Here is a 26,605-nt window from a genome sequence, read left to right on the forward strand (position 1 = left end):
TTCACTTAGAAGACGCAATCATGGATGTCCCTCAATTTTCCAAATATAACAACACGTCACTTAAGCTTTTAAGCCTGATGATGCTCACCGCGATGGCACCATATAGTGTTGCAGATAGCAATGTATTACCTGAAATTATCATCAACGTTGAACAAAGTTCAATGGATGAACAAATAAAAAAAGCACTAACCAAAGTAAATGGTGCAACCAATGCGATCGTTGCAGCAGACATTCAAGATATACCGAAGCGAACAAATGCTGATTTATTTAAAAATCAACCGGGGATTTACGCGGCATTTTCAGGGAATGAAGGGGTGAAACTGTCGATACGTGGCTCGGGGATCAATCGTGCACCGGGGGCGCATGCTTCAGGTTTGTATGTGACCTTAGATGATTTGCCATTCACAGGGCCGGGTGGAACACCTTATGAACTGCTTGAGCCGCTGTGGGTAGACCATATAGAGGTTTTACGGGGGGCTAATGGTTTAACACGTGGTGCATTAAGCTTGGGTGGTCTAATTAACTATGATAGCCCAACTGGAAAAAATGCAGCAAAACTGTCAGTGCATCATGAAATGGGTAGCCACGGTTATCAGAAAAGTGAAATCAGCTCAGGACAACAAATCGGTGACTTAGACTATTATGTTTCATTAACGCAAAGTGATGATGATGGTTTTCAAGATCATGCTTCAAGCCAGAGTAAAGGTATATCGGCCAATGTGGGATATCAAATAAATCCTAACCTAGATACACGTTTTTATCTGCGTTACCGAGAAACTAAACACCAAACACCGGGACGTCTAACCCAACAACAGATTGAACAAGATCCAAAACAAGCAGTCCCCCTAAATATCTCACTGAATAATAATCGCCCGCAGCCGGGAAGTCTTTGGTTGGCGAATAAAACCAATATGATTTTGGACACAGGTGATCGCTTACAGTTGGGTCTGGCCTATCATCATTATCCGATGGATTTGCAAGAAGGACTTTATAGTACTGAGGTTGACTATGACGATATCAGTACCTTATTTAACTACCAATTTGACCGAATCTTGTGGGGCCATGAAAGCCAAAATACTTTAGGTTTCCGTAGTACCACGCATTTGCCAGATGGTCAGGTCGTTGAACGCTTGCGTGTTGCGCAAGGCGCCTATGCTGCGGGTACAGAAACGCGGCATTATACCTACCAAGGTGGTGACTATGTTTTACATTATGCTAATGCCTTGGCACTACACCCACAGTTTTGGCTCGATAGTCGAGTTGCATTGGCGTACACCCATCGTGAAAGTGAAGTGACATGGCCTGTGCAAAGTCATAAAGAAAATATTCGTGAATGGAATGTCCTGCCATCGCTAGGTTTTCGATATCAAATCCAACCTGAAACACAGCTCTTTGCCAATGTCAGTCGAAGCTTAGAAGCACCACATCCTTGGGCTTTAATTTGGGGTTCGGATCAAAAGTTCCCCGATGAAAGTGGCGCAGCGACGGGACGCCAAAATGCTCCGATTCATTTGAATAGTCAGACAGCGAATACTCTTGAACTAGGTGGGCGTGGTCAACATGCACTGGGTGAGTGGAATATTGCATATTACTATTCACAGGTTAAAAATGAACTGTTGGCTGTTGAAATCCAACCAGAGCCTAATCCGATAATTTACGAATCGAATGCTTCAGACACCATCCATCAAGGGATTGAAGTCGGTTTAAACAGTTCACTTTGGCAAAATGATACATATGGACAGGTTCAACTAAAACAAGCCTATACCTTGAATGATTTTCACTATAAAAATGATGCGGTATTTGGAAAAAATGAGCTGGCAGGTATACCAAAACACATCTATCAGGCTGAACTGAAATACGAACATCCTTTAGGCTTTTATGCTGCGGTGAATACACTTTATGCCGCAAAGGTCGCAACCGACTATGCCAATAGTTTCTACGCAAAAGATTGGCAAATTTGGGGAGCATCGTTCGGCTATATGCAACCACAAAAACAGTATTTGGCTTGGTTGGATTTCAGAAATATGGCCAATAAAAAATATGCATCTACCGTGACACCGGGCTATAACGATGCCGGCAAAGATCCTGCTCGTTTAACACCGGGTGAAGGTCGGGCGGTATATGCAGGACTAACGTATCATTTTAATTAAGTATCTTGTATTCAAATACAGTTATCCCTTGCAAAGCCTTATGCTGCGGATTTGAAAATAAAAAAGGGAGCCAATCAGCTCCCTTTTTTAAACCTTTGATTGGGCTGTTAAGCAGTTCGAGGCATATCCTGAATACGTCGCCATGGCTGAGCTTCTTCAATTTCATACGCCAGTTCGATCAAGGTTTTTTCATCACCGACATCGGCTGATATTTGCATACTGATCGGTAGTCCGTCGTTTTGGGTTTCTCCCATAGGAATCGACATACCTGGCGCACCAACAACATTTTGGATGGGGGTAAAAGTCACATAGTTCTGTATACGTTCAAATAACTGGTCAAACGGTAATTGAGGTGATAAATAGCCGATTTTCGGTGTGGTATGTGCAAGTACAGGCGATAGCAAAACGTCATAATGCTTAAAGATTTCACGATATTGTTGCTGCATTTTCTTTAATCGATACAGAAACAGCGGGGTTTTATAAAAGTTCTTTTTATACAACTTCGATAAACCAACGGTTAAGTGATCTAACTCTTTGGGATTAAAGTCAGCGCCAAAGATTTTCTTGCCAAAGGTACTCAGTAAAAAGGATAACATCCCCCAATATTCACTAAAATCTTCAACAAAGCTTAAGGAAAAAGGTAATTGAAGTTCTTCAACATGATGGCCTAATTTTTCTAAGAGTGCTGCACTATGCATTAAGGTTGCAGTTGTTTCGCTATCTATTTGCCCTGTAATCGATTGCGGGACTAAACCGATGCGTAATCGACGTTTAGAAGGCCCATGAATCATGCCTATGCGTGGCAGCTTTTTATTGTAATAACTTGATTCCATTCCTGCATAGAAATGAGCAGTATCTCGTATGCTACGGGTTAGGACACCTTCACTGATGATATTAATCGGAAGAGAGCCTGCTGCTTCACTGTCATAAGTACGGCCACGGCTAGGCTTTAATCCAATCAAACCGCAGCATGCAGCAGGGATACGAATCGAACCACCGCCATCATTGGCATGGGCAATCGGCACTACACCGGCTGCAACGAGAGCTGCGGAACCCCCTGAAGATGCACCGCAGGAATAACTTAAATGCCAAGGGTTATAGGTGGCTGATCCATCTTTATATTCGGTGCTGGCATTTAGACCAAATTCAGGGAGCTTGGATTTTCCTAATACGACAAACCCTTGATCTAAGATTTGTTGGCTAATTTGAGGATTACGATCGGCTGGTTTTGAACCGATGGCCTTTGAACCATGGCGTGAGGGCAATCCTTGATAATCTAGATTATCTTTAAAGAAAAAAGGGACACCCGCAAAAAGACCATGTTCAACATATTGATTTTGCTCTAAAGCACGCTGAAAACAGTCCAGTTCAATGGCATTTAGATGCGGGTTCACTTGTTCCGCACGTGCAATGGCCGCTTGTGTTATTTCTTGCACGGAGGCTTCTTTAGATTTGATGAGCTGTGCAATCCCCACAGCATCCAGATCTGTGAGTACATCCGAACTAAAGGCATGTATGCGTTGACTGTGTTTTTGATCTTCCATGAACTAACCTATTTGTTTTTTGAATTTTGGTAAATATTGAATGAATTCATTGTTATCTCAACAACAAATATATGTATTTGAACTGTATTGCTTTGAGCATAATAATGACAATAAAAATTGTCAAATATTCATCTGATCTGAGGAAAGTGCAGAGATTGTACTAAGGAGGGCATCTAAAGCCTGTTGAATCTCATCCTTCCATGCAAAGGAACAATTTAAACGGATATATTGAGTTTTGGCTTCTGATACGTTAAATAAACGGCCTGGAGCAACACCGATCTGCTGTTGAATTAAGGCTTCATAGACCGCCATGCTTTCAATATTTTCTGGTAGTTTTAACCAAAGAAAATAACCACTTGGATGATATTGTAATTTGCATCCAGTCGGTAGGCGGCTTTCTAAATAACGGTAAAACTGTAATTTGTGTTGCTGTAGACCTTTTCTTAGGAGCCTTAAATGTTTTTCATAATGATAATTTGAAATAAATTCCACCAAGGCATTTTGCAATAAGGTATTGACGGAAATCGTGCTCATAAGCTGTAAGTGTTGAATCGCTTGAGAATATTTACCCGCATGCACCCAACCGACCCGAAATGCAGCGCCCAACGTTTTAGAAAAAGAAGAGCAATGTAAGACCATATTATTTTGGTCAAAGTATTTCATTGAAACGGGTTTCTTGGATGCATAATGCATTTCCTCATACACATCGTCCTCAATTAAATGCACATGATATTGGTGTAATAACACGGCAATTTTTTGCTTGATTTCATCACTCACTGTGAAGCCCACAGGATTATGCGAATTCAGCATCAGCCAACAAATTTTGACGGGATAAGTTTTTAAAATATGTTCAAATGCGGTTAAATCAAAACCGTCTTGTGGATGTTCAGGTAAGGTCACCACTTTAAGGCCTAAGCGCTCTGCAGCTTGCAAGGCGCCATAGAAAATATTTTGCTGTAACACAATATAGTCACCCGGTGAGGCTATGGCCTGTAAGGAAAGATTCAGTGCATCCATACAGCCTGAGGTAATCACAATATCCTCTGGATCTGTGGCAATGCCTTGCATGCAATAACGCTGTGCAATCAACTTACGAAGGGCTAAATTTCCAGGTGGAAGATTATCAATGGCATCGTAACTTTTGGGATTTCGGGAAATTTGCCCCATGATTTGGGTTAACTTTTTAGAAAAAACGATGTCTTGAGCTGGAAAGGCTGAACCCAATGGAACGATTTTTTCATCTTGTATCGATTTTAAATACTTAAAGACCAGAGAGTTAATTTCAACGGGAGTGTTTAAGGACACGATTTGAGCGTGTTCAGCTTCTATTTCGAGCAAGCCTTGCGCTATATAGTAGCCTGATTTTTCACGTGCATAGATTAAGCCACGTGATTCCAACTCCTGATAAGCATTCATGACCGTGATTAAACTAAAGCCGGACAACTGCACTTGTTCACGTAAAGAAGGGAGTTTTTCGTGCGCTTTTAAAGTGCCATTTTCAATCAGTTGACGTAGGTGCTGTGCGAGCTGTTCCGATTTATACATAGTCATCAACAAGACAAAATTCTGTTATAAATATATCAGTAAAATTAATTGTGCATTCTATTTTTATAACAGATGTGTCTGTACTGTTATATGTTTTTTCAAAATCACTGTATCTAGTTTTAAGCTTGAATTTTTTATAAGGTGCATTGACCACAACACTTGTGGCATCAAATGGTATGGAAGGTAGGGAGTTGAATATGTTTAAAGCCAGTGAATTAGAACTGTTACAACATTTACTGGTGGATGTTCCATTGACAGATTCAACGCTGCATCTGTTGCAACAGCAGCATACTAATTTAGAAGCTGTACTTTTGCGCAGTCGAATTTTGCGCCAAGTACAGCAAGTGGGCTATGTCAGTATTTGTCAGGAGCATATGCACGCCAAGGCTGAAAATGCGGCTTTTTTATTTGCACCTTTTATCTTAGCGAATTTGAATCAGAAGGTGATCTACGCTACACCGCAAAGTCCTGAAAATGTTGCGATATTAAATCGTTATTATCAAGCGGAGGCTAAACTTAGCGCATTTAAAGTTGATGATGTTTTATCGGGACTAAATGTCTACATTGAGCTACATAATGAACAACTATCGCCAGCAGAATACTTCTATTTTAGTTTGATCAATAGCTTATGTAATCCGAAAGTTTCCAAAATCATTTGTATTACACATCTACATATCGACTTAGAAAAATTAAATCAGCTTGCTGAATATTTAGATGTTGAAATCCATGTCTTGGCGGATAAAGCTGAACCGATTGACTTTGATCTAAGTAAAATCAATATGTTAAAGCTGCTATTTAAAGACAAAGATCAGCAATATATCGATTTATGCCAAAAGTTTTCGTTTATCAATGCGAAAATTTTACAACGATTAGGTTTATATGAATTTGACCGTGCGCAAGTCTTGGTAGAAGACATGTTTTATTCAGAGCATATTTTTGAAAAAATGTCGGTCTATGGTGAATATATCCAAACGCATCTTCAGCACCAAGTGAAAAAGCAAAGTCCTGCATAAGTGATTCAGATGAGATATTAAGTTTATAACTGTGAATTGATCATTTTAAAATGCAAAAAGCTTGTAAATCTAGACTTACAAGCTTTTTTTAAATTCAAATTTAAACCAAATTATTTGGTCTGATGATCAATTCATTATGAACTGATCATGAGCAAACATGAAATGTAAGATATACATGCAATAGCGAGTTGCAATAAGCGAATAGATTATCGTTTAAGGTAGATAGGAATTATCTGCACCAACGACAAACGCTACACCAATACAGAATAAAAGCACATAGATCGAGAACCAAATAATGGCACGCTTAAAGGCCTTATCTGAAATTTCACTGTCTGCATATTTTTGCGGTTTTTTAGGCTCTTGATTGCTCATAAGATGTACTCTAAATCCCTAGTGGTTATAGGTGATTATTGGGGTATATCGCTTGAAAGCATAGATACAACATTCATCTAAATTTCTATAACAGTTATAGTTTGGAGTTGAATGACAGTTGATTTGAGATTATTGACACATGATTCGGGATTGTTAAAGTGTAGAGTAGTCTTGAATAAACCTCTCAATACATTGAAAATTAGATCATAAAATAATTTGGGGTTACAAGCAGAATACAATGGAAATAATTACGCTCATAACAATATTAGGAACTGTCATTTTATTGATTTATCTCAAACTTAGCGCCAAAAACCGTCAATGGCATTTGGATGAAAAAGGCGTGATGAAACATGAACGGATTGAGTACACACCATTCAATAAAATTGATGAAAATGACTTTCAATGGATACCTGACGTTATAAAAAAATATTTTCCTGACGGTCATGCCACCGTGCGGAAATATGGCAGCGGGGCGAAAAACATTCTGATCGTGAACAGCTCAATCTACTATCACCAATACTTAATTCGTGAAGAAGGCACAGGTGATATGATGCTGAATGGGTGGGATGCCATTATGGACAGCGTATTGTATGTAGAGAAGCGCAATGACGATAGTTACTGCATGTATCTATTCAGACCTTGCGAGATTAACTTGCAAAATCATAATTTGTTTTTTAAAGGTAGATTTTTGGAGGGTACAATTGATGACTTGAAGCAAGGTTTTGATACATGGCAGGCCGCGCAAAAGGATTTTGTGAAAATACATCAAGATAAGGTGGATATACTCAAAAACAATATCATCGCTAAACAAAAAAAATATGACACTGAGGTTTATAAGCATCCTGAATTCAATTAACCCGCAAATTAAAGTGAAATAAAATCTTAGCTTGTGTGTCAGAGAATTTCAGAAAATCTTAACTTATATGACAACGCAAGCTGAGATTAAATATCAAGAAAACAAAAAAATTATGATTTAACTAAGAAAATGAATCTCAGATTATTTGTCATTTACCTTTTGGAAGGTAGCTTCATTTCTTAATCCATTAATAAACTATGATATTGGTCAGTTCTTTTTCTCAAAAAGTCCCAGACTAGCTTAATGCGTGGCTCATGTTGTAAATCGACTAAGGTTAGCATCCAAAAGGTATGTACAAAACGAACATCTTGCGCCAAGACCTGTTCTAATTCGGGTTTTTCCTCGGCCAAAAACTTGGGCAATATTGCCAATCCTGCACCCGCACTCACGGCAATTTGTTGTGCCAAAATACTACTACTTCTAAAGTTGGCATTGAGCTGAATAGGTAAACGTTCTAAACAATACAGTTCAGGGCTATAGACCAAATCATCTATATAGTTCACAAAGGTGTGTGATTTTAAATCTTCTAATGTATGAATGGGTTGCGTGTTTTTTAAGTATTCCTTACTGCCATAAATCTTTAAACAATAGTCGGCTAGTCGGGTAATAATATATGGGCCTGATTTTGGTCGATCGATGGAAATAACAATATCTGCTTCACGATGTGAAAGCTTGATCATCTTCGGCACTGGAATAAGGTCGATTGTTAGCAAGGGGTATTTTTTTGACAATTCTGCCAAGAGCTGTGTCAAAAATGCCGTTCCAAACCCTTCGGGTGTGCCAATTCGCACACGACCTTGCATAGGTTGGTTGGGTTTTTCGATTTGTAAAAAAGCCTGTTCCATTTGTTCAACCCGAGGAACCAGTGCCAAACCTTCTAAGGTAAGCTCATAACCTGTGGCTTCACGTTTAAATAATGACGTGCCTAAAGCCAGTTCTAGCGCATGTATACGTCGAGAAACCGTACTGTGCTCCACACCAATAATTCGTGCAGTATTGGTTAAGGTTTTCGCACGAGCCAAAACCAAAAAATACTGTAAATGATCCCAGTCTACTTTCATTGTTATTGTCATCCCTGTGCATATTTGCACATCAATCGTGCGTGAATCTCTATTGGTAGTCAAAATTTTCTTTGCTAGTTTGAAGTGAATTGGAAAATATAAATATAAGGCTTTTGGATATTTTCTAAGTCAGTACAAAACAATAAGTGCCTATGGAGAGGTCATGAACACAATGTCAAATATTCAGTCATCGACGGCTAAATTATTAATTAACGGTAAATTTGTAGAGTCAAACACTACAGAGTGGCAAGACATTTTAAATCCTGCAACTCAAGAGGTTTTGGGTCGTGTACCAATGGCGACTATGGAAGAAGTGGATGCAGCGATTGCTTCAGCGCAAGAGGCGTTTAAAACTTGGCGCTTAACACCCGTACAAGCACGTATGCGTATTATGCTGAAACTACAAGATCTGATCCGTAGCAATATGAAAGACATTGCCCGTGTACTGACTGCTGAGCAAGGAAAGACGCTTGCAGATGCTGAAGGTGATATTCAACGTGGTTTAGAAGTCGTTGAGCATGCGTGTTCGGTTGGCACACTTCAAATGGGCGAATATATAGAAGGTGTGGCACGTGGTGTGGATACCTATACCTTGCAGCAACCTTTGGGTGTATGTGCAGGAATTACGCCATTTAACTTTCCTGCGATGATTCCACTGTGGATGTTCCCAATGGCGATTGTCAGTGGAAATACCTTTGTTTTAAAGCCATCTGAACAAGATCCATTATCTACCATGATGCTTGTCGAACTTGCGATTGAAGCCGGTATTCCAGCAGGCGTATTGAACGTAGTGCATGGTGGTAAGGACGTTGTTGATCGTTTATGCACACATCAAGCTATTAAGGCCATTTCATTTGTAGGCTCTACAGCCGTTGGTACACATGTATATAACCTTGCAGGACAGCATGGAAAACGTGTGCAGTCGATGATGGGGGCCAAAAACCATGTGGTGGTGATGCCAGATGCCAATAAAGAACAAACCTTAAATGCTCTCGTTGGTGCAGCATTTGGTGCAGCAGGTCAGCGTTGTATGGCTTTGTCTGTTGCTGTCATGGTTGGTGAAAGTAAAGAATGGGTTAATGAACTGGTTGAAAAAGCCAAAACTCTGAAGGTCAATGCAGGCCATGAACCGAATACCGATATTGGCCCAGTCATTTCACCTCGCGCAAAAGCACGTGTATTGGATTTAATTCAAAGCGGTGTAGAACAAGGCGCAGAACTGTTGCTGGATGGTCGTGATGTTCAAGTCATTGGCTATGAGCAAGGAAACTTTGTCGGAGCGACGATTTTTAATCAAGTTTCAACCGATATGCGCATCTATACCGAAGAGATCTTTGGGCCCGTTTTAGCCATTATTCATGTCGATACTTTGGAGCAGGCGATTGAATTGATTAATGCTAATCCATTCGGCAACGGTGTTGGACTGTTTACACAAAGTGGTGCAGTTGCTCGTACATTCCAAAGTGATATCGATATTGGTCAAGTGGGTATCAATATTCCAATTCCTGTACCTGTACCTTTCTTTAGTTTTACAGGATCGCGTGGTTCAAAACTGGGTGACTTAGGTCCATATGGTAAGCAAGCAGTTCAGTTCTATACACAAACTAAAACCATCACCAGTCGTTGGTTCGAAGATACACAAGAAAAAGGTGAAGTGAATACCACCATTAACCTACGTTAATTTGGGAGTTCAAGGATGAATATTACCTTTATCGGTTTAGGAAACATGGGCGGAAAAATGGCCCAAAACCTACTCAAAGCAGGTTTTACGGTTTACGGTTTCGACTTAAGCGAAATTGCGATTCAGCATTTTACTGAAGCAGGTGGCATTGTTTGCCAAAGCCCACAAGATGCAGCGAAACAAGCAGATGTTGTAATTAGCATGTTGCCTGCTGCCAAGCATGTCAAAGAGGTGTACTTGGGAGAAAATGGTGTGTTGGCGGTAATGAAAGCAGGAAGCTTATGTATCGATAGCAGTACCATTGATCCGCAAACCATTAAGGATATAGCCGAGGCGGGTGCTGCACATCAGATAAAAATCTGTGATGCACCTGTTTCAGGCGGAACTATTGGTGCTCAGGCAGGTACATTAACCTTTATGGTCGGTTCGGATGATCAAACCTTTGAAAAAACCAAAGCGGTATTGGGCCACATGGGTAAAAACATTGTGCATTGTGGTGATGTGGGTGCAGGTCAAATTGCGAAAATTTGCAATAACTTGATTCTTGGTATTTCCATGGCAGCCGTTGCTGAAGGTATGGCACTCGGTGCGCGTCTGGGGATTGATCCTCAAGCCTTAGCGGGTGTGGTGAATAGTTCGAGCGGACGTTGCTGGAGTTCGGATGTATGTAATCCATGGCCGGGTATCTCAGCAAATGCACCTGCGGGACGTGGTTATACCGATGGTTTTGCAACTCAGTTGATGTTGAAAGATCTAGGATTGGCTGTAGAAGCCGCAGGACAAGTCAAACAGCCGATTATTTTAGGTGGACTGGTTCAGCAGATGTATCAACAGCTGTGTTTACAAGGTAATGCACACTTAGATTTTTCAAGCATTGTGCAGCAATACTTACCTAAGGACGCTTAATCGCTTTGAACACCAATCTAGCCTAGGGATGGCTAAAAATACTAACACTCGTGTCGGAATAACAATAAATTGAGACTGAGGTAGAGAAGATGTCGAATTATCAAGATGTTGCAAAGGCATTTGACTTAAATCATGCTGCCAAAGAAATGTTATCAGGCTCTTTAGAGCAATTAAATGCATGTTATGAATGCTGCGACCGTCATGCGATTGATCAAGATAAGGCTGCACTGTATTGGCAGGGCAAAGATGGACGGAAAGAACAATATACCTTTGCAGAGCTGCAACAGTGGTCAAGCCAATTTGCCAATTTTTTAAAGTCACAGGGTGTGCAAAAAGGTGATCGTGTATCGGGTTTATTACCCCGTACAGTTGAATTACTTGTGGTGATTTTAGGGGCTTGGCGAATAGGTGCTGTATATCAACCGCTATTTACCGCCTTTGGCCCCAAAGCCATTGAACATCGTTTACACCTTGCACAAAGCAAATTGGTGATTAGCGATGTTGGTAATCGCAGTAAATTAGATGAAGTTGCACATTGTCCCCAAATCGTTACTGTTGCAGATCGAGCGGGTCAAGGGATTCAACAGGGAGATTTAAACTTTTGGGATGAAGTAAACGCACAGTCTACAGATTGTGAAATTGTCCTACAGAGCATCAATGATCCATTTCTTTTGATGTTTACTTCAGGTACTACAGGTCCTGCAAAGCCCTTAGAAGTCCCGCTTAAAGCTTTGATCGCTTTTGGTCAATATATGAAAAATGCGGTAGGGCTACGTGAAGATGATTCGTTTTGGAATATTGCCGATCCGGGTTGGGCTTATGGTTTGTATTACGGAATTACTGGGCCACTTTTACTTGGACATGCAACACTCTTTTACGAAGGTGGTTTTAGCATTGATAGTTTGTGTCAGATTGTAGATGACTACAAAGTGACGAACCTTGCAGGCGCACCGACAGCGTATCGGATGATGATGGCAGCTGATCCTGAACAAATGGCAAAACTCAAAGGGAAATTTCGAGTTGTCAGTAGCGCTGGTGAGCCGCTTAACCCTGAAGTGTTCCGCTGGTTTAAACAAGTTTTAGATGCACCGATCTTTGACCATTATGGTCAGACTGAAGTTGGTATGGTGGTGTGTAATCATCATGGCTTACAACATGATATTCGCGCAGGTGTCGCAGGTTATGCCAGTCCGGGATATCGCGTGGCAGTTGTTGATGAACAAGGGCAAGAGCTAGCTGCAGGAACGCCAGGAGTACTGGCTGTCGATATTAGTCAATCACCGATGATGTGGTTTGGTGGCTATAAAGAAAGTCGTAAGTCACCCTTTGTAAAGCATTATTACCTCACGGGTGATACCGCAGAATTACACGCAGATGGCAGTATGAGCTTCGTTGGTCGTAATGATGATGTGATTACAACATCAGGTTATCGTATCGGGCCATTCGATGTTGAAAGCGCTTTACTTGAGCATGATGCAGTGATTGAAGCTGCGGTCATTGGTGTACCTGATCCGGATCGGACAGAAATCGTAAAAGCTTTTGTAATTTTAGCTGAGCATGTCACAGCGTCAGAAGAATTAGCGGAGCAGCTAGGGCAATTTGTGAAAAAGCGCTTATCTGCACATGCTTATCCACGATTGGTGGAGTTTGTTCAAGAACTACCGAAAACTCCAAGTGGAAAAATTCAGCGTTTCTTATTAAGAAATCAAGAGATTGCGAAACAATCCACGCAGCATGCAAGTTAAAAGACGCAACGATTAACCCTAAATGAATGCCGAACAATCAGGATCAAAATCAAGCTTTCATTCAGTTCTAATCATTTTCAAACTGGATGGAAGCATTTGATTGATGTACAGGAAGATAAGATGCAATTTACCGAAGAACAATTATTAATTCAGGACATGGCACGCAGTTTCGCGCAGGAACAAATTAAACCTCAAGCGGCTGAATGGGATAAACACGGAACCTTTCCCAAAGCGGCTTTAGCGCAGATGGGAGAACTGGGTTTATTGGGTATGTTGGTATCAGATGAATGGGGTGGTTCAGATACAGGTAATCTTGCCTATGTTATGGCTTTAGAAGAGGTTGCCGCGGCCGATGGGGCAACATCAACCATTATGAGTGTACATAACTCAGTAGGCTGTGTTCCTATTGCTAAATTTGGCACAGAAGAACAAAAGCAGAAATATTTAGTGCCTTTAGCACAAGGCAAAATGATCGGTGCATTTGCATTAACTGAGCCGCATACGGGTTCAGATGCTGCTGCCATTAAAACCCGTGCAGTCAAAGATGGCAATGAATGGGTGATTAATGGTGCTAAGCAGTTTATTACCTCGGGACATAATGCAGGGGTCATTATTGTCTTTGCTGTGACTGATCCGAGTGCAGGAAAAAAAGGCCTGAGTGCTTTTATTGTCCCTCGTGAGACAGCCGGTTATGAAGTGATTCGTACTGAAGAAAAGCTTGGGTTACATGCTTCAGATACCTGTCAAATTGCACTAACAGATGTTCGTGTGCATGAAAGCTTGATGTTAGGAAAAGAAGGTGAAGGTTTGAAAATTGCCTTATCAAATCTAGAAGGCGGTCGTATTGGTATAGCGGCTCAAGCGGTTGGTCTTGCACGAGCAGCATTAGAAGAAGCAACCCGATATGCCAAAGAGCGTATTACCTTTGGAAAGCCGATCTTTGAACATCAGGCAGTTGCGTTCCGATTGGCAAGTATGGCGACAGAAATAGAGGCAGCACGCCAATTGGTCTATCACGCGGCACGTTTAAAAGAAGCAGGACAACCTTGCTTAAATGAAGCGTCTATGGCCAAGCTTTTTTCATCTGAAATGGCTGAGCGTGTTTGCTCCGCAGCATTACAAGTCTTTGGTGGTTATGGCTATCTCAAAGATTTCCCTATAGAGCGTATTTATCGTGATGCACGTATTTGCCAAATCTATGAAGGTACGAGTGATATCCAACGTTTAGTAATTGCCCGCAGCTTATAACGTTGTCATTAAGACATTTAAATGAAAAGGCTTCAGATATGAAGCCTACTCATGAATATTGAACATATATAGGGATATTACATGCAATTTGAAACGATTCTGCTTGAAAAGAACAATGGTGTTGGACTTATTACTTTAAATCGTCCTCAGGCCTTAAATGCATTAAATAGCACATTAATTCAAGACCTTAATTTGGCCTTAGATGATTTAGACAGAGATTCTTCCATTGGCTGTATGGTTATTACAGGTTCAGAAAAAGCCTTTGCCGCTGGTGCAGATATTAAAGAAATGGCTGAACTGAGTTTTCCAAATATTTATTTGGATGATTTTTTTCATCTGGCAGATCGAATTGCTCAGCGCCGTAAACCTCTAATCGCAGCTGTCAGTGGTTATGCGTTAGGTGGAGGCTGTGAGTTAGCGCTCATGTGTGACTTTATTTACTGTGCCGATAATGCAAAATTCGGTTTACCAGAAGTGACTTTGGGAGTAATCCCAGGGATAGGTGGGACACAGCGTTTAACGCTTGCTATTGGTAAGGCCAAAGCCATGGAAATGTGTCTGACTGCGAGACAAATGGGCGCAGTAGAAGCAGAGCAGAGTGGTTTAGTTGCTCAAGTCTTCCCTAATGAGGAGTTAGTCGAAAAGACCTTAAAAGCTGCTGAAAAAATAGCCGAAAAATCTGTAGTCGCAACCATGATGATCAAGGAGTCAATTAACCGTGCATTTGAAGTCAGTTTGCAAGAAGGTTTACGTTTTGAACGTAGAACATTTCATTCAATTTTTGCAACTCAAGACCAAAAAGAAGGCATGCAAGCATTTGTTGAAAAGCGCCAAGCCAATTTTAAAAACAATTAAAAAGAAAAAAGGATCATACGGATATGAGTACAAATAACTTAATGATTGAAGAACATGGACATTTAGGCCAAATCAGTTTAGATCGCGTGGCAAGTTTAAATGCCTTGTCTTTAGAAATGATCCAAGGCATCCAGCAGCAATTAGCACTATGGGCTGATCAAACCAATATTCATGCCGTACTTATACGCTCAAATAGTCCCAAAGCATTTTGTGCAGGTGGAGATATTCGCTATCTCTATGATAGTTATATGAATGGTAAAGAAGATCATCAAGCTTATTTTCAAGCTGAGTATGAAATGCTGAACACCATTCGTTCGTATGAAAAACCCATTATTGTCATACTCGATGGCTATGTACTTGGAGGTGGATTTGGCTTAGCCCAAGCATGTCATGTGCTTGTCAGCAGCGAAAAGTCTAGATTTGCCATGCCTGAAACTGCCATTGGATTTTTCCCAGATGTGGCTGCGACACATTTTTTATCACGTTTGGATGATATTGGTGTGTACATGGCAACTACGGGCGATCAAATCAGTGCCAGCGATGCGTTATACCTAGATTTGATTGACTACCATGTTCCGAGTGAGCAACTTGTTCAATTAGAAGAAGATTTAAGAAATTCCAAGCATCTCAGCAAAGAATATATTGAACAATTGATTGCGAAATATATTACTCGACCAGCGGAAAGTGAACTCAGTCAAAATGCAGATTTAATTCGTAAGCATTTTGGTTATGAGAGCATTGATGCCATTGAAAATAGTCTTGAAAATGAACAGCATAATGATGCTCAAGCGTGGGCGTTAAAAATACGCAATACCTTGGAACAACGATCTCCAATCGCGAAAAGGATCAGTTTGCAACTCCAACATTTAGGTCGAGGTCTTTCACTAAAGCAATGCATGCAAATTGAACGACATTTACAAGACGTTTGGTTTCAACATGGCGATATTGTTGAAGGTGTGCGTGCATTAATTGTGGATAAAGACAAACAGCCAAAGTGGCAACAGTCTAGTCCGACTTTAGACAAAATAATGGAGGAAATATCTATTTAATCAGTAGATTTATATTTTTAACGGTTCAAACCCTTGGTCAATATTCATATTTGATTTTATGTTCGATATGAACCAGTGACTCAGCGTAAATTAAACACATATCAAGCATCGTGAAAATGCAACGTAGAAATATCTTGCAGAATAAGGAAGATAACAATGCAAAATGTACAGGGAAACACAGCTCCACCAGCTAAGTCCTCGCATCGTTTAGCGGGTATTTCCAGTATGGTGGGTACAACCATCGAATGGTATGACTTTTTTATCTATGGTGCTGCCGCAGCACTCATTTTCAATCGACTTTTTTTCCCAAATCTTGATCCCTTAACTGGCGTGTTGGCTGCATTTGCAACCTATGCTGTAGGCTTTATTGGTCGACCACTCGGTGGAATAGTTTTTGGTCATTTTGGCGATAAAGTTGGTCGTAAATCAATGTTATTGGTCACATTAATGTTGATGGGTATTCCCACGGTGATGATTGGGTTGTTACCGACATTTGAAACCATTGGTTATTGGGCAACGGTCTGTTTAATTATTTTAAGATTTATACAAGGCATGGCCATGGGTGGAGAATGGGGCGGAGCAGTACTCATGGCGGTAGAACATGCGCCAGCGGGTAAAAAAGGCTTTTGGGGAAGTCTACCGCAAGCCAGTACAGGTGGTGGTTTATTGCTCGCTTCGGTAGCTTTAGGTCTAGTCTCAATGTTACCTGAAGAAGCGCTATTTAGCTGGGGTTGGCGTCTACCATTTTTAGCCAGCATTATTTTACTGGCTGTAGGTTGGTATATTCGTGTAAAAGTACCGGAGTCACCAGACTTTGAAAAAGTTAAAGCTCAAACTGAAACAATTAAAGTTCCAGCAAAACAAGTGTTTAAAAATCATCCTAAGCAGTTGATTACGATTATTTTATCTCGAGCTGCTGAAAATGCTTGGTTCTATTTGGCATCGACATTTGCTTTAGCCTATACTACCACACAGCTGAATATTCCTAGACAAGACATTTTGTTTGCAACGATTTGTGGTGCTGCAGTCATCATGGTCATTACGCCAATTTTTGGACATTTGTCTGATAAAGTTGGGCAAAAAAACATGTTTAGATTTGGTTTATGCGTACTGGCTTTATACAGCTATCCATTTTTTGCGATGTTAAATACTAAAGATCCAGTATTGGTTTGGACGGCCATTGTGATTGGTATTGGTGTGGTTTTTCCTTTGATGTATGCGCCGCAGTCACAGTTATTTTCGCGCCAATTTCCAGCAGAAATACGTTATAGCGGTATTTCAATCTCAGTTCAATTTGCAGGCGTGCTAGGTGGTGGTTTAGCTCCATTAATCGCGACAAAATTGCTAAGTATTGGTGATGGAAGCCCAAATTTAATTATTGCCTATATTTCAGGCTTTGCTGTGATTGCGATTATTGCATCTTCATTTTTAAAGCCAGATCAAATAGAGCAAAAGACTAAAGTATTTAGTAGTGAGGAAATCAAATCTTCCTAAATCAACAATCAGGAAAACAGTAGACTGATTTAAATATAGAAATACATATGTACAGCCATAACAACAATTGTTATGGCTTTTTCTTGTCTAAGGATTGTGGCAGGACAAATAATATTGTCAGTATTGCGTAGGATCTTGGCGGCACAAAATATGTTTGATGTGTAAGAGCAACAAATCAAGTTTGTTACACAGATGAAAGATTTAAGCACCAATAAATTAAAAAATATTAAATATCAAAGTCTTAATTATACTATTGCCCATTATAAGTACCTTATTTCTGTGTTGTCTGATTAAAATATTGATATATATTTATTATTTTATAATTTCATGAAAGTTGTGTTGCAATTTAAAACATTGATGATTGTTGTTATAAAAAACAACACAAGAAGCAACACTTAAGAAGAGTGTTGCTTTGTTTTATGGTATTTAGCATCAGTTATAAAACTGTCTTTTCAAAAATTTATAGTTGTAAAAAATGTAAATTTGATTAATGGCTAGTTTCTTAAGTTTTACTTAATAGTATGATTTATTGAAAAAAATACTTTACTTTTTCTGAAAAAATGAATAATTTATATTCAATTAATTATTCATGGCTCAATTATAGCCAAGGAAAGATAACTAAAAAGACCTACCTAAATTTGAGCTCGTACACAATTGTACTGGCCATAACTATATCACCAAGTTTTAAATTTAGTAAAAGTTGCAAGTCTAGAAAATTATAGATTTTATTTTTACGTCTATGGTTTATGGATTTGTTTTTTAATCTGTTTTTTTACAGGACGTATTTTTATGTTTATTTCTTATATTCATATATTAATTAATTTTATTTCAACTACTTACCACTTAATTGATTTAATTCTTAATATCTATTTTTTTATTGACTTGATTTTCAATATCTATGTTTTATGGATTTAACTTTTTATGTCTTTAATTATTAAAACCCAAGCAAATGGGCTTCATCAGCACGAAACTGAAGCTATCTCCAAAATTCAAGAAGCATTTAGTGTTGACGATGAAATGCGAAAAAATAGTCCTTGGTATGGTTATGCCGGCTATACATTAGTTGATAAGATTTCAAAAAAAGAAGCAGAGTTTGATTTAATCTTAGTTACTAACAGTGTTCTCATAGTTATTGAATTGAAAAACTGGAATGGTAAATCGATTAAGTCTGCCAATGGTAATTGGTATATGGACGAGCGTGATATGGGGGTATCACCTGTTTCATTGACACGCCAAAAACAATTCATCCTTGTCAATAAATTAAAGGGGCTCAAAGATAAATTTCAGGGAAATCCTGGTTTTGTTCCAAGGGTGTATTTCTTTGTTGTAATGTGTGGCAAGGTTAATTTTTCAAATCTGCCCGATGATGAAAAAAATCATGTCATTAGCCTTGATAAATTCTTAAAATTTGCCGATAAGCATTCATTTAATAAAGAATTTAAGCCACATCCAAGTGCCCAGCATCTTTATAAAGATTTTGACCTTATTGATAAAGTCTTTATGCAGAAAGTTACACAACCTAAAAAAATCATTGTTCAAAAATATAAGCAAGATGATGAGATTCTAAGTCACCCTAAAAAGCTATATACCGAATACGAAGCTACCTCAACTATTTCACGCTCCGACAAAGCAATCATAAGACAGTGGATGTTTTCAAATTTTAAGGAATTGAGTATTCAATCTCCTAAAATGAGAGCAGCATTGTTGAATCATGAGCGAGTTATTAGTGCTGAATTTAAACAAAGCAGCCATTTGTACAATACGGCACTTGTTCCATTAATCATGCCAAATGAAGAGCAAATTACTCAACAGTACAATGAATTGGTTGAGTATCGTCAAAGTCATCTTAGATTTAATGATTTTATTACTACGATTTGCCCGAATTTGAATGAAGAAGATAAGTTAAATCTAATTCAGATTTTACTCAGCAAGTTTTCTGAGATGCATAACCTAGGTATATCACATGGAGATATTAATTCGCATTGTATTTGGATATCGCCTGAAAAAGATGTGGCTATTTCACATTTTTTAACATCAGATTCAAAAAATATAGCTAATAATATTCGTGATTTACAACCTGATTTAGTATTTATTGCTGATGGGAAAGAATCAAAAATTGCTAATGTACAAGCGTTTAAAAAAGACGTCTATATGTTAGGGGTTATCGCATGGCATTTGTGGTCGAATATTCGTTTAACCCCAAAAGCTCTAAATAATATATGTGTTAATAGTGACCATTGGTTAGCAAACTTAGTGAGAAAGGCTATCAATCTTGAAATAGATGATGCTAGCCAATTGTTTAGAGAGTTCAATGCAAAACGACCTGTTCAAGCCGTAGATTTTATAGCCGATATTTCATGTTTAAATGAATATATCACTTCAGAAAGACTGAATAGATTATATCCAGAAGATGATGAAATTTATGAAGATGAAAAGAACGATATTATCTTATATCGTTCAGGTAATTTATGTGTCAAAGAATGGGCTGATGTTCATGTAAATGAATTTTCATCTAGCGATATTTTAAAATATCAGCACTTTTTTGAGCGTATTGAGGAAGCTAACTCCCAAAATTTATCATATTTACCAAGCATAGAAAGATTTGGTATTTCATTAAAATCAAGATCTTTATTTCTAGTTAGCAATTTTGTTGAAGGTATAACTGTTGATCAAATTGAAACTACGAAAGAATCAAAATTATTGTTGGCAGCTAATTTGATTGAGGCCATCATTCATCTACACAAGTTAGGTTTGCCAATCGGAAGAATTGACCAAAAAAGCCTCTTATTAAATTTGAATGATAACAGTTTTATTTTTAATGACATTATTGATATTAATGAATATCTAGATCACGAAAGTAAGTATTACCCATCCTACATTGATAATCCCACAAGTGAACAGTGCCAAAATTATGCAATTATGGTATTGGTATGTGAAATTCTAGGATTTGAAATAGGAAGTGATAGTTCAGAATTCAAATGGGTTAGCGATGCTGTAAATATAGAACTTAAAGAATCAGAATATCCTTTGGGTGATCTAAACCGTTTATTAGAAAGTATAGAAACTGAACAAATTCATGGTGATACTCCGACACTTCGAATTCCTGTGCCTGATAAGTTTACAGAGCTTAAAATTTTTGCAGACAATAAACGTATTTATCTAGCATTAGAAAAGGGACGTAACGCAAATGATATTATTGTTAAGATGCAAGGTGTTGGAGGGTCAATACAGTTTATTCTCGATCCAAATAGTAAGACTATACGCTTTGTAACTGGAGTGCGTGAGTCAGACGTTGTTCCACATTACGTCATAGATCAGGCTATGCTTGAAATAAATGTGGCTCTTGATATTAGACATTCTGTAGGTAGACCTGAATATGCTGAACTATCAGAATTTCTTTTTAAAATCGATGAGTTTTCAACAGCTATTAATGATGTCCTTCAAGAGCAAGCTAATGATCAAGATGAAAGTGTTGATGTAAGTAAAAATTTGGAGTTATCTGAAGACTACAAGGCAGATCAACAATTATTTACACAAGAAAATCAACTTCCAGTAGAACATTCATCAAAATCTAGAGATGACAACTTAAGCGATGATATTCAGAAACTAGCTGCTCTAAATATTGATACTAAGAAGCTATGGAAGGCAATTTTAGAGACTGAGACTGAGGCATTACCATATATCGTCTTGTCACAACCATTACATTTGGTTGATAGTAAAATTTACATTGCAAGATATGAAGATGATAATGATGTATTAGATAAGTTTCCTAAAGATTCACTTATAAGCCTAATTTACAAGACTATTGATTTTAATGGAGAAGATAGAGAATTTCGAGTAGGTGATATTGATATTCAGAACTCACTTGCAGGCGAATTAAGAGTTAAAGGTGTTAAACACGCCGATAAAATTAAGGTTGGTGAAGTTCTATATTTAAGAACAAAAGCTGATAAATCTTCATTCTTGAAAAGAAAAAATGCTTTAGAGCAAATTCTAAGAAGACAATCAGATATTCCAAACTTGGTAGAATATTTCGAGCCTAATTCAGATATTAGACCGACTCACTATGATATTACAGTCACTGATAAGGACTTCGAGAGATTTGATCAACATAATGAGCAAGGTGAGGTTGTTGTCAGTCTGAACAGTCTTCAACGCGAGGCTTTTCGAAAATTAATAAACTACGGGCCTGTTTCAATTCTACAAGGTCCTCCAGGAACAGGTAAAACTGAATTTATTGCAGCATTTGTTCACTTTCTTTTTGAAAAACAAAACGTCAATAATGTATTGATGGTCAGTCAATCACATGAAGCTGTTAATACTGCTGCTGAACGAATAAGAAAACACTCGCACCGCCTAAATACGCCTTTAGAGATTGTACGTTTCAGTAACAGAGAGAATGCAGTATCGAATAATCTAAAAGATGTATTTTCGGATTCGATCATATCCACACATCGCAATCTATTCTTAACGGAAATGGAAGATCGAGTTCTTTCTTTGAGTCAGTCGATAGGCGTTGACAGAGATTATTTGGCATGTGCTTTGTTTTTAAAAGTACATTTGTTTGGTCACTTATCTAGAATGTGGATATCAACAGAATCAGAAGATAATCAATTAATCTCCAAGGCTGAATGGAATAACCTGTCAACGAAGCTTATCGAAAGACTTAAGGATTATTCAAAGGAATTGCATACTTCATTATTAGGATGGAATAGTCGTCAGATACTAGATCGAGAAACTCAAATATGGGAGATGCTGGACGAGACTTTTGAGGTTCAGGGTAAGGCTGCAAATAACGCTAAAGCCTTGGTGCAAATTGCTTTCGACTATGATCAACTGATTGATAGTCCAAATGCTAATTACGAAACATACCTTTCTAAAACTAGACAATTTATCTGCGGTACCTGTGTAGGTATAGGACATCACTCTATTGACATTGCGAACCAATCATTCGATTGGGTCATTATTGATGAGTCAGCGAGGTCAATTTCTTCAGAATTGGCTATTGCGATGCAATCTGCTAAACGCATTTTATTAGTTGGAGATCATAAACAATTACCTCCATTATATTCACCTGAACATGCTAAAGCCCTTGGTCGAAAGTTAGGATTTACAAAAAACCGTATTGAAGCGAACTTAAAAAGTGATTTTGAACGATTATTTAATTCGCCGTATGGTAAGGCTGTACAGGGTAAGTTATTAGTTCAATATCGTATGGCTCCAGCAATTGGAGAAATGGTTTCTGCGTGTTTCTATGATGAGGAATTAGTAACAGGCGTTATTGAGCCTCTAGGTAAGCCTTACCAAGAGAAAATGGTTCGAATCGTACCAAATATATACCAGCATTGTTCGGTTCAAGAATTACGTTCTACTGTCACATGGGTCGATACGTCTGAAAAATTTAGTGATGGTGTTGGAACAACCTTCTTTAACAAGCATGAGGCTCGTAAGATTATTGGTTTGTTAGAAAAAATTCATGCAGATGAGGAGTTACTAAAAGAGTTAAAAGAACGATCTAAGCCTAATGAGCCTCCGATTGGCATTATATGTATGTATGGTGAACAAAAGCGTTATTTACGCAAGCAGTTCAATTCGAAAGCTTGGAATGAAGATTTTAGATCATTAGTAAAAATTGATACTGTCGATAGTTATCAGGGGAAAGAGAATAGAATCATCATTCTGTCTGTAACCCGAAATAGCCCAGATAACAAAATTGGATTCATGAACATGCCAAACCGAATTAATGTTGCATTATCTAGGGCAATGGATCGTTTAGTTATTTTTGGTGCTTCACGTTTATGGAGTATGCCAAAACATCAAGAATCACCGCTTGGTGAAGTGCTTAACTATATTAAGGAGTATTCAAGCGATAGGACACGTTACCAATATATTGCTGATAGAAAAAATGAATTCAAATTAAACGCAAATATCAAAACAAAGACAAGTCGAGGTATCAGTCATGAGTAATTACAGCATCCCATATCATGATGTTGATATTTTGATTCCGGCACAGAAGTTTGAAATAAAATTCAGTTATACATCAAGCCAAATGCCAAAATTTATTGATTCAATGATTATGCGTTTACTGCGTATCAGCCCAATGTCGGTCAAAAACATTGCAAACTTTTTGGGTATGAATCAAAGAGAGTCACGGATAGTTTTAGATCAACTGATTACAAATAACGAGATTGAGCTTAAACAAGATGGGTTATTTCATTTGACAAACAAATCAATGAAATACTTTACAACTGTGGATTCTATACCTAAGGTTGCTTCGATCTTGGAACATACACATGGTCTAGTTTATGAGCTTACTAATTTTAATTACATAGCTCAGAATCCTGATACTAATATGTACGGCTTAAAACTAATCGCTTCAAGCGAACATGCAGCAAATAGTGAAAGTATTGTTCGAGATAGATTTCAGAAGCAATTTTATCAACTCATTGAAGATGACATTATCACCCTAAAAAAAATGGATGGTAGACCGGCCATCTACAAAATGGGAACTGTAAAGAAGGTTAGGGAATGCACTGTACGTAAGTCGCTAGACCTTAATATAGATGCTCAAGCCGATCCACAACCTATAAAAGTCTTGGATTCTATTATGAGCGATGAGCTTAAAGATAAGACTTATCAGGTATTGGGTCAGAGTAAGAAAGGAAATAATATTCGAGATATCGTGAAGAACCTTGAAGGCTTCGAACAGTTAAATTTGCATCAATATTTTAAAGATAGTCGTTTTTTAGCATCAGTTGCATTATTTGATAGCTTAAATCCTATGGGAAATGAAGCAAATAATGGAAATCACCTGTTTATTGGACCTTGTTATAGCCAAGGTAATTCAAAACTGATATTGAATAAAATCAAAGATATTCTTGCGAAAAATCATCCTGTACAGAATATTTATTGGTTAGCTCCAGATGATGCATTTTGGGGTAAATCTCTTAGATTTAATACATTTGTCAATGCTTTGGGACAACTCAAAAATAAACAAAACGATGAAATACAGCTAAAGTGTTTTTTACCGATGTCAGATGAGCGAGATCGTGTTTCCTTACAAAATTATCGAAAGATCATTGCAAAAGAACATCAAAAATATTTTTACGGTATTAAAGAAGGGTTACTTGACGGTAATTGTGAAATCATTGCAGTTGAAAATGAATTTGTGGTGATAATTCTGCATGTATTGGATTCGGAAGCAGATTATTTAACCTCATTCCCAATAGGTTCTATTAGTGATGACAAGAGCTTGGCTAAGAGTATGGTGAGCTTATTCGAGGCTTGGCAACGTCCAAGAGATGAAAATGGAATTAGCTTCGGTTCAATGTTCAAAAAATCTAATTAATCATTACTATTAGCTTATATATGAACACAGATTGATCTTAGAAAAAGGAAGTTATCTATTTAAAGAAGTGTTAAATTTTAATAAATAAGGTAACTTCCGTATGTTCTATATTAACAATAAAATACCAAGTATATGTCTAATAAGTGATGGAATCTGCTTTGATATAATCTAGTTAAAGGATTAGAAGTAAATACTTATAGTTGACGTTATTGTTGATTAGAGCACATTTATGTGGTTATTCAAGGAGTTGATCTATACTTTTTACGAAAAGTATTTACGATCTAAAATTAGCATACAGTACGTGTGATAAAGAAGCTTAATTAATTCTTTTATAAACGTCATAAGCGCTAATCAATTGACATCAATCGGTAAGTTCTTCTGAATTATCAATAAATTTTAAAACTTCCAATTTCTGTAAATATGTCATCAAATGAATTTTTAAAATAATTTCGGCCATTAAATCATCATTAGTATAAAAATAAGCGACAGGAACCTCTAAAACATCTGCAATTTTTGTCGCCATAAGAAAGTCAGGAACATGTTTTCCAGTCTCATATTGATTCATCCGAGCACTTGCGGATGATTCATCAATACCGGCCAATATCCCTAAACGTTCTTGGGACAAGTTCTTTGTTTTTCGAGCAATTCTTAAACGTATAGAGAAAACATTTGAATTATGTTGTGACATTAGTTCAGATATAAACCATAAAACTAAGATTTTCTTAGTTTTAAATTGATTTATTACTAAGGATTCCTTAGTATTCATACATCTCAGGAAATTTTACTTTTATCGAATCATGCGACTGAAAAGTGATAGATTATTTTCCTTTAAATTTTTAAAATTGATAATTTTTCGGAGTGCGTTTAATGAACTTAAAGCTAATGATAAAGGGCATACAATCTGTAAAGATACCTCGGTTTCAGTAAGCTACAACTTAGAATTTAGAATCTATAAATTGAAAATTAGCTATCATCTTTCCAAGATAAGGCATATGAAAGAAATTAAAAATGCAGTTAAAGAACAGTTCTTACACGTTATTGAGCGACAAACTATTCTAGTCATGTTTACTCCAAAAGAGATCTGGATTCAATTTGATACCATTTCAGATGAAATAAAACAGCAGACTTATGCTCTTCTAAGAGAGCTTGTAAGACAGGATTACCTCACAGAAGTTATTAGCTCGAATGGAAAAAAATATTATTCAGAAACTTCAAAATTGGAAAATTTTAGATTTGATCATTGCAAATTTAAAGCAACTGAAATATTAAACAAAAAATTAATTGAAATTAGACAACAAGAATTAGATAAAAACTATGAAATTAAATTAACTAACGAACTAATTAAAGAAATTCCTGAGTTAGATTTCTGCTTAGAAAAATATATCAATAACATTAGTTTTGACTTAAAAAATATTATAAAAAAGAAAAACAATATAGCTAATATTATTAAAAATATTGAATCTTGTATTTATTAATAATTTTAATATTTATTTTTGGATGACATTTAAAGGCTTTAATTATAAAGTTAATGTCATCTATTGATCATACATGGATTGGTATTTATATAAAATCAGACATTTAGTTGAGAATGAATTCTGTCGGTTGAAGCAGGGCAGAGTAAAACTTGAAGTGCGACATAAACCACCTAATTAATTTAAAGGGTTTATGGAGTATATAAAATTGTCATACCATCATCTTAACTTTGAAGATCGTACTGCATTAATGCTTGAGTCAAGAA

The 26,605-nt window shown here is 37.6% G+C and carries 18 protein-coding genes; 13 read left to right on the forward strand and 5 right to left on the reverse strand.

The genetic code is table 11. The annotated features are described in order from the left end of the window. Nucleotides 1-20: 20 nt before the first annotated feature. Nucleotides 21-2,150 carry a TonB-dependent receptor domain-containing protein gene (locus tag FTT88_RS11385; protein ID WP_180004491.1) on the forward strand — a complete coding sequence of 710 codons (2,130 nt, stop codon included), beginning with the start codon at nt 21-23 and terminating at the stop codon, nt 2,148-2,150. 107 nt (nt 2,151-2,257) lie between these two features. Here FTT88_RS11385 and FTT88_RS11390 read toward each other — a convergent pair whose 3' ends face one another. Next, a complete protein-coding gene (locus FTT88_RS11390) occupies nt 2,258-3,694 on the reverse strand; it encodes an amidase (RefSeq protein ID WP_168379606.1) in 1,437 nt (478 codons plus the stop codon). Between the two features lie 120 nt (nt 3,695-3,814). Then, on the reverse strand, nt 3,815-5,239 hold the full coding sequence (locus FTT88_RS11395; protein WP_180004525.1) for a PLP-dependent aminotransferase family protein: 1,425 nt from the start codon (nt 5,237-5,239) through the stop codon (nt 3,815-3,817). Nucleotides 5,240-5,436: 197 nt separating this feature from the next. Here FTT88_RS11395 and FTT88_RS11400 point away from each other — a divergent pair, with 197 nt between their 5' ends. Beyond that, nucleotides 5,437-6,252 carry a hypothetical protein gene (locus tag FTT88_RS11400; RefSeq protein ID WP_180004489.1) on the forward strand — a complete coding sequence of 272 codons (816 nt, stop codon included), beginning with the start codon at nt 5,437-5,439 and terminating at the stop codon, nt 6,250-6,252. Between the two features lie 213 nt (nt 6,253-6,465). On the opposite strand, the gene FTT88_RS11405 is transcribed toward FTT88_RS11400, so the two are convergent. Then, nucleotides 6,466-6,624: a hypothetical protein gene (locus tag FTT88_RS11405; RefSeq protein ID WP_168379604.1), complete on the reverse strand. Its 159-nt coding sequence runs from the start codon at nt 6,622-6,624 to the stop codon at nt 6,466-6,468. 238 nt (nt 6,625-6,862) lie between these two features. Between FTT88_RS11405 and FTT88_RS11410 the strand changes: the two genes are divergently transcribed. Then, nucleotides 6,863-7,480 (forward strand): hypothetical protein, encoded by a 618-nt coding sequence (locus FTT88_RS11410; protein ID WP_180004487.1) that lies wholly within the window; start codon nt 6,863-6,865, stop codon nt 7,478-7,480. 179 nt (nt 7,481-7,659) lie between these two features. Here FTT88_RS11410 and FTT88_RS11415 read toward each other — a convergent pair whose 3' ends face one another. After that, nucleotides 7,660-8,541 (reverse strand): LysR family transcriptional regulator, encoded by an 882-nt coding sequence (locus tag FTT88_RS11415; protein ID WP_218949725.1) that lies wholly within the window; start codon nt 8,539-8,541, stop codon nt 7,660-7,662. A gap of 163 nt (nt 8,542-8,704) precedes the next feature. Here FTT88_RS11415 and FTT88_RS11420 point away from each other — a divergent pair, with 163 nt between their 5' ends. The 9 genes from FTT88_RS11420 (at nt 8,705) to FTT88_RS11460 (ending at nt 24,867) form a co-directional block, all read left to right on the forward strand. Continuing rightward, complete coding sequence (locus FTT88_RS11420; RefSeq protein WP_180004483.1) at nt 8,705-10,222, forward strand: CoA-acylating methylmalonate-semialdehyde dehydrogenase; 1,518 nt, start codon at nt 8,705-8,707, stop codon at nt 10,220-10,222. Nucleotides 10,223-10,237: 15 nt separating this feature from the next. After that, the gene (gene mmsB, locus FTT88_RS11425; protein ID WP_180004481.1) at nt 10,238-11,128 is read left to right on the forward strand and encodes a 3-hydroxyisobutyrate dehydrogenase; all 891 of its coding nucleotides are present in this window, start codon (nt 10,238-10,240) and stop codon (nt 11,126-11,128) included. A gap of 89 nt (nt 11,129-11,217) precedes the next feature. Further along, nucleotides 11,218-12,873, forward strand: a complete 1,656-nt coding sequence (locus FTT88_RS11430) for an AMP-binding protein (RefSeq protein ID WP_180004479.1) — start codon at nt 11,218-11,220, stop codon at nt 12,871-12,873. 120 nt (nt 12,874-12,993) lie between these two features. Then, nucleotides 12,994-14,121: an acyl-CoA dehydrogenase family protein gene (locus FTT88_RS11435; RefSeq protein WP_180004478.1), complete on the forward strand. Its 1,128-nt coding sequence runs from the start codon at nt 12,994-12,996 to the stop codon at nt 14,119-14,121. Between the two features lie 81 nt (nt 14,122-14,202). Beyond that, nucleotides 14,203-14,976, forward strand: coding sequence for an enoyl-CoA hydratase (locus tag FTT88_RS11440; RefSeq protein ID WP_180004476.1), 774 nt, complete (start codon nt 14,203-14,205; stop codon nt 14,974-14,976). Between the two features lie 23 nt (nt 14,977-14,999). Next, entirely contained in the window at nt 15,000-16,025 is a 1,026-nt protein-coding gene (locus FTT88_RS11445; RefSeq protein ID WP_180004474.1) for an enoyl-CoA hydratase/isomerase family protein, read from the forward strand. 156 nt (nt 16,026-16,181) lie between these two features. Continuing rightward, on the forward strand, nt 16,182-17,519 hold the full coding sequence (locus FTT88_RS11450; protein ID WP_180004472.1) for an MFS transporter: 1,338 nt from the start codon (nt 16,182-16,184) through the stop codon (nt 17,517-17,519). 921 nt (nt 17,520-18,440) lie between these two features. Further along, nucleotides 18,441-23,486, forward strand: a complete 5,046-nt coding sequence (locus tag FTT88_RS11455) for an AAA domain-containing protein (protein ID WP_180106505.1) — start codon at nt 18,441-18,443, stop codon at nt 23,484-23,486. After that, a complete protein-coding gene (locus FTT88_RS11460; protein ID WP_180027270.1) occupies nt 23,479-24,867 on the forward strand; it encodes a hypothetical protein in 1,389 nt (462 codons plus the stop codon). The genes FTT88_RS11455 and FTT88_RS11460 overlap by 8 nt, the downstream gene beginning before the upstream one ends. A 361-nt stretch (nt 24,868-25,228) precedes the next feature. Here FTT88_RS11460 and FTT88_RS11465 read toward each other — a convergent pair whose 3' ends face one another. Then, the gene (locus FTT88_RS11465) at nt 25,229-25,555 is read right to left on the reverse strand and encodes a helix-turn-helix domain-containing protein (protein ID WP_180022930.1); all 327 of its coding nucleotides are present in this window, start codon (nt 25,553-25,555) and stop codon (nt 25,229-25,231) included. 304 nt (nt 25,556-25,859) lie between these two features. Here FTT88_RS11465 and FTT88_RS11470 point away from each other — a divergent pair, with 304 nt between their 5' ends. Further along, the gene (locus tag FTT88_RS11470; RefSeq protein ID WP_180022928.1) at nt 25,860-26,342 is read left to right on the forward strand and encodes a hypothetical protein; all 483 of its coding nucleotides are present in this window, start codon (nt 25,860-25,862) and stop codon (nt 26,340-26,342) included. Nucleotides 26,343-26,605: the final 263 nt, after the last annotated feature.

The organism is Acinetobacter sp. YH01024 (assembly GCF_013420195.1).
GTDB classification, from domain to species: Bacteria; Pseudomonadota; Gammaproteobacteria; order Pseudomonadales; family Moraxellaceae; genus Acinetobacter; species Acinetobacter amyesii.

Bases quoted from the DNA above. Each gene is read 5' to 3' on its own strand.
- FTT88_RS11450 (WP_180004472.1), top strand. From the start codon at position 16,182: ATGCAAAATGTACAGGGAAACACAGCTCCACCAGCTAAGTCCTCGCAT.
- FTT88_RS11465 (WP_180022930.1), bottom strand. From the start codon at position 25,555: ATGTCACAACATAATTCAAATGTTTTCTCTATACGTTTAAGAATTGCT.
- FTT88_RS11455 (WP_180106505.1), top strand. From the start codon at position 18,441: ATGTCTTTAATTATTAAAACCCAAGCAAATGGGCTTCATCAGCACGAA.
- FTT88_RS11440 (WP_180004476.1), top strand. From the start codon at position 14,203: ATGCAATTTGAAACGATTCTGCTTGAAAAGAACAATGGTGTTGGACTT.
- FTT88_RS11460 (WP_180027270.1), top strand. From the start codon at position 23,479: ATGAGTAATTACAGCATCCCATATCATGATGTTGATATTTTGATTCCG.
- FTT88_RS11430 (WP_180004479.1), top strand. From the start codon at position 11,218: ATGTCGAATTATCAAGATGTTGCAAAGGCATTTGACTTAAATCATGCT.
- FTT88_RS11415 (WP_218949725.1), bottom strand. From the start codon at position 8,541: ATGAAAGTAGACTGGGATCATTTACAGTATTTTTTGGTTTTGGCTCGT.
- FTT88_RS11410 (WP_180004487.1), top strand. From the start codon at position 6,863: ATGGAAATAATTACGCTCATAACAATATTAGGAACTGTCATTTTATTG.
- FTT88_RS11395 (WP_180004525.1), bottom strand. From the start codon at position 5,239: ATGTATAAATCGGAACAGCTCGCACAGCACCTACGTCAACTGATTGAA.
- FTT88_RS11385 (WP_180004491.1), top strand. From the start codon at position 21: ATGGATGTCCCTCAATTTTCCAAATATAACAACACGTCACTTAAGCTT.
- FTT88_RS11445 (WP_180004474.1), top strand. From the start codon at position 15,000: ATGAGTACAAATAACTTAATGATTGAAGAACATGGACATTTAGGCCAA.
- FTT88_RS11400 (WP_180004489.1), top strand. From the start codon at position 5,437: ATGTTTAAAGCCAGTGAATTAGAACTGTTACAACATTTACTGGTGGAT.
- FTT88_RS11420 (WP_180004483.1), top strand. From the start codon at position 8,705: ATGAACACAATGTCAAATATTCAGTCATCGACGGCTAAATTATTAATT.
- FTT88_RS11435 (WP_180004478.1), top strand. From the start codon at position 12,994: ATGCAATTTACCGAAGAACAATTATTAATTCAGGACATGGCACGCAGT.
- FTT88_RS11470 (WP_180022928.1), top strand. From the start codon at position 25,860: ATGAAAGAAATTAAAAATGCAGTTAAAGAACAGTTCTTACACGTTATT.
- mmsB (WP_180004481.1), top strand. From the start codon at position 10,238: ATGAATATTACCTTTATCGGTTTAGGAAACATGGGCGGAAAAATGGCC.
- FTT88_RS11390 (WP_168379606.1), bottom strand. From the start codon at position 3,694: ATGGAAGATCAAAAACACAGTCAACGCATACATGCCTTTAGTTCGGAT.
- FTT88_RS11405 (WP_168379604.1), bottom strand. From the start codon at position 6,624: ATGAGCAATCAAGAGCCTAAAAAACCGCAAAAATATGCAGACAGTGAA.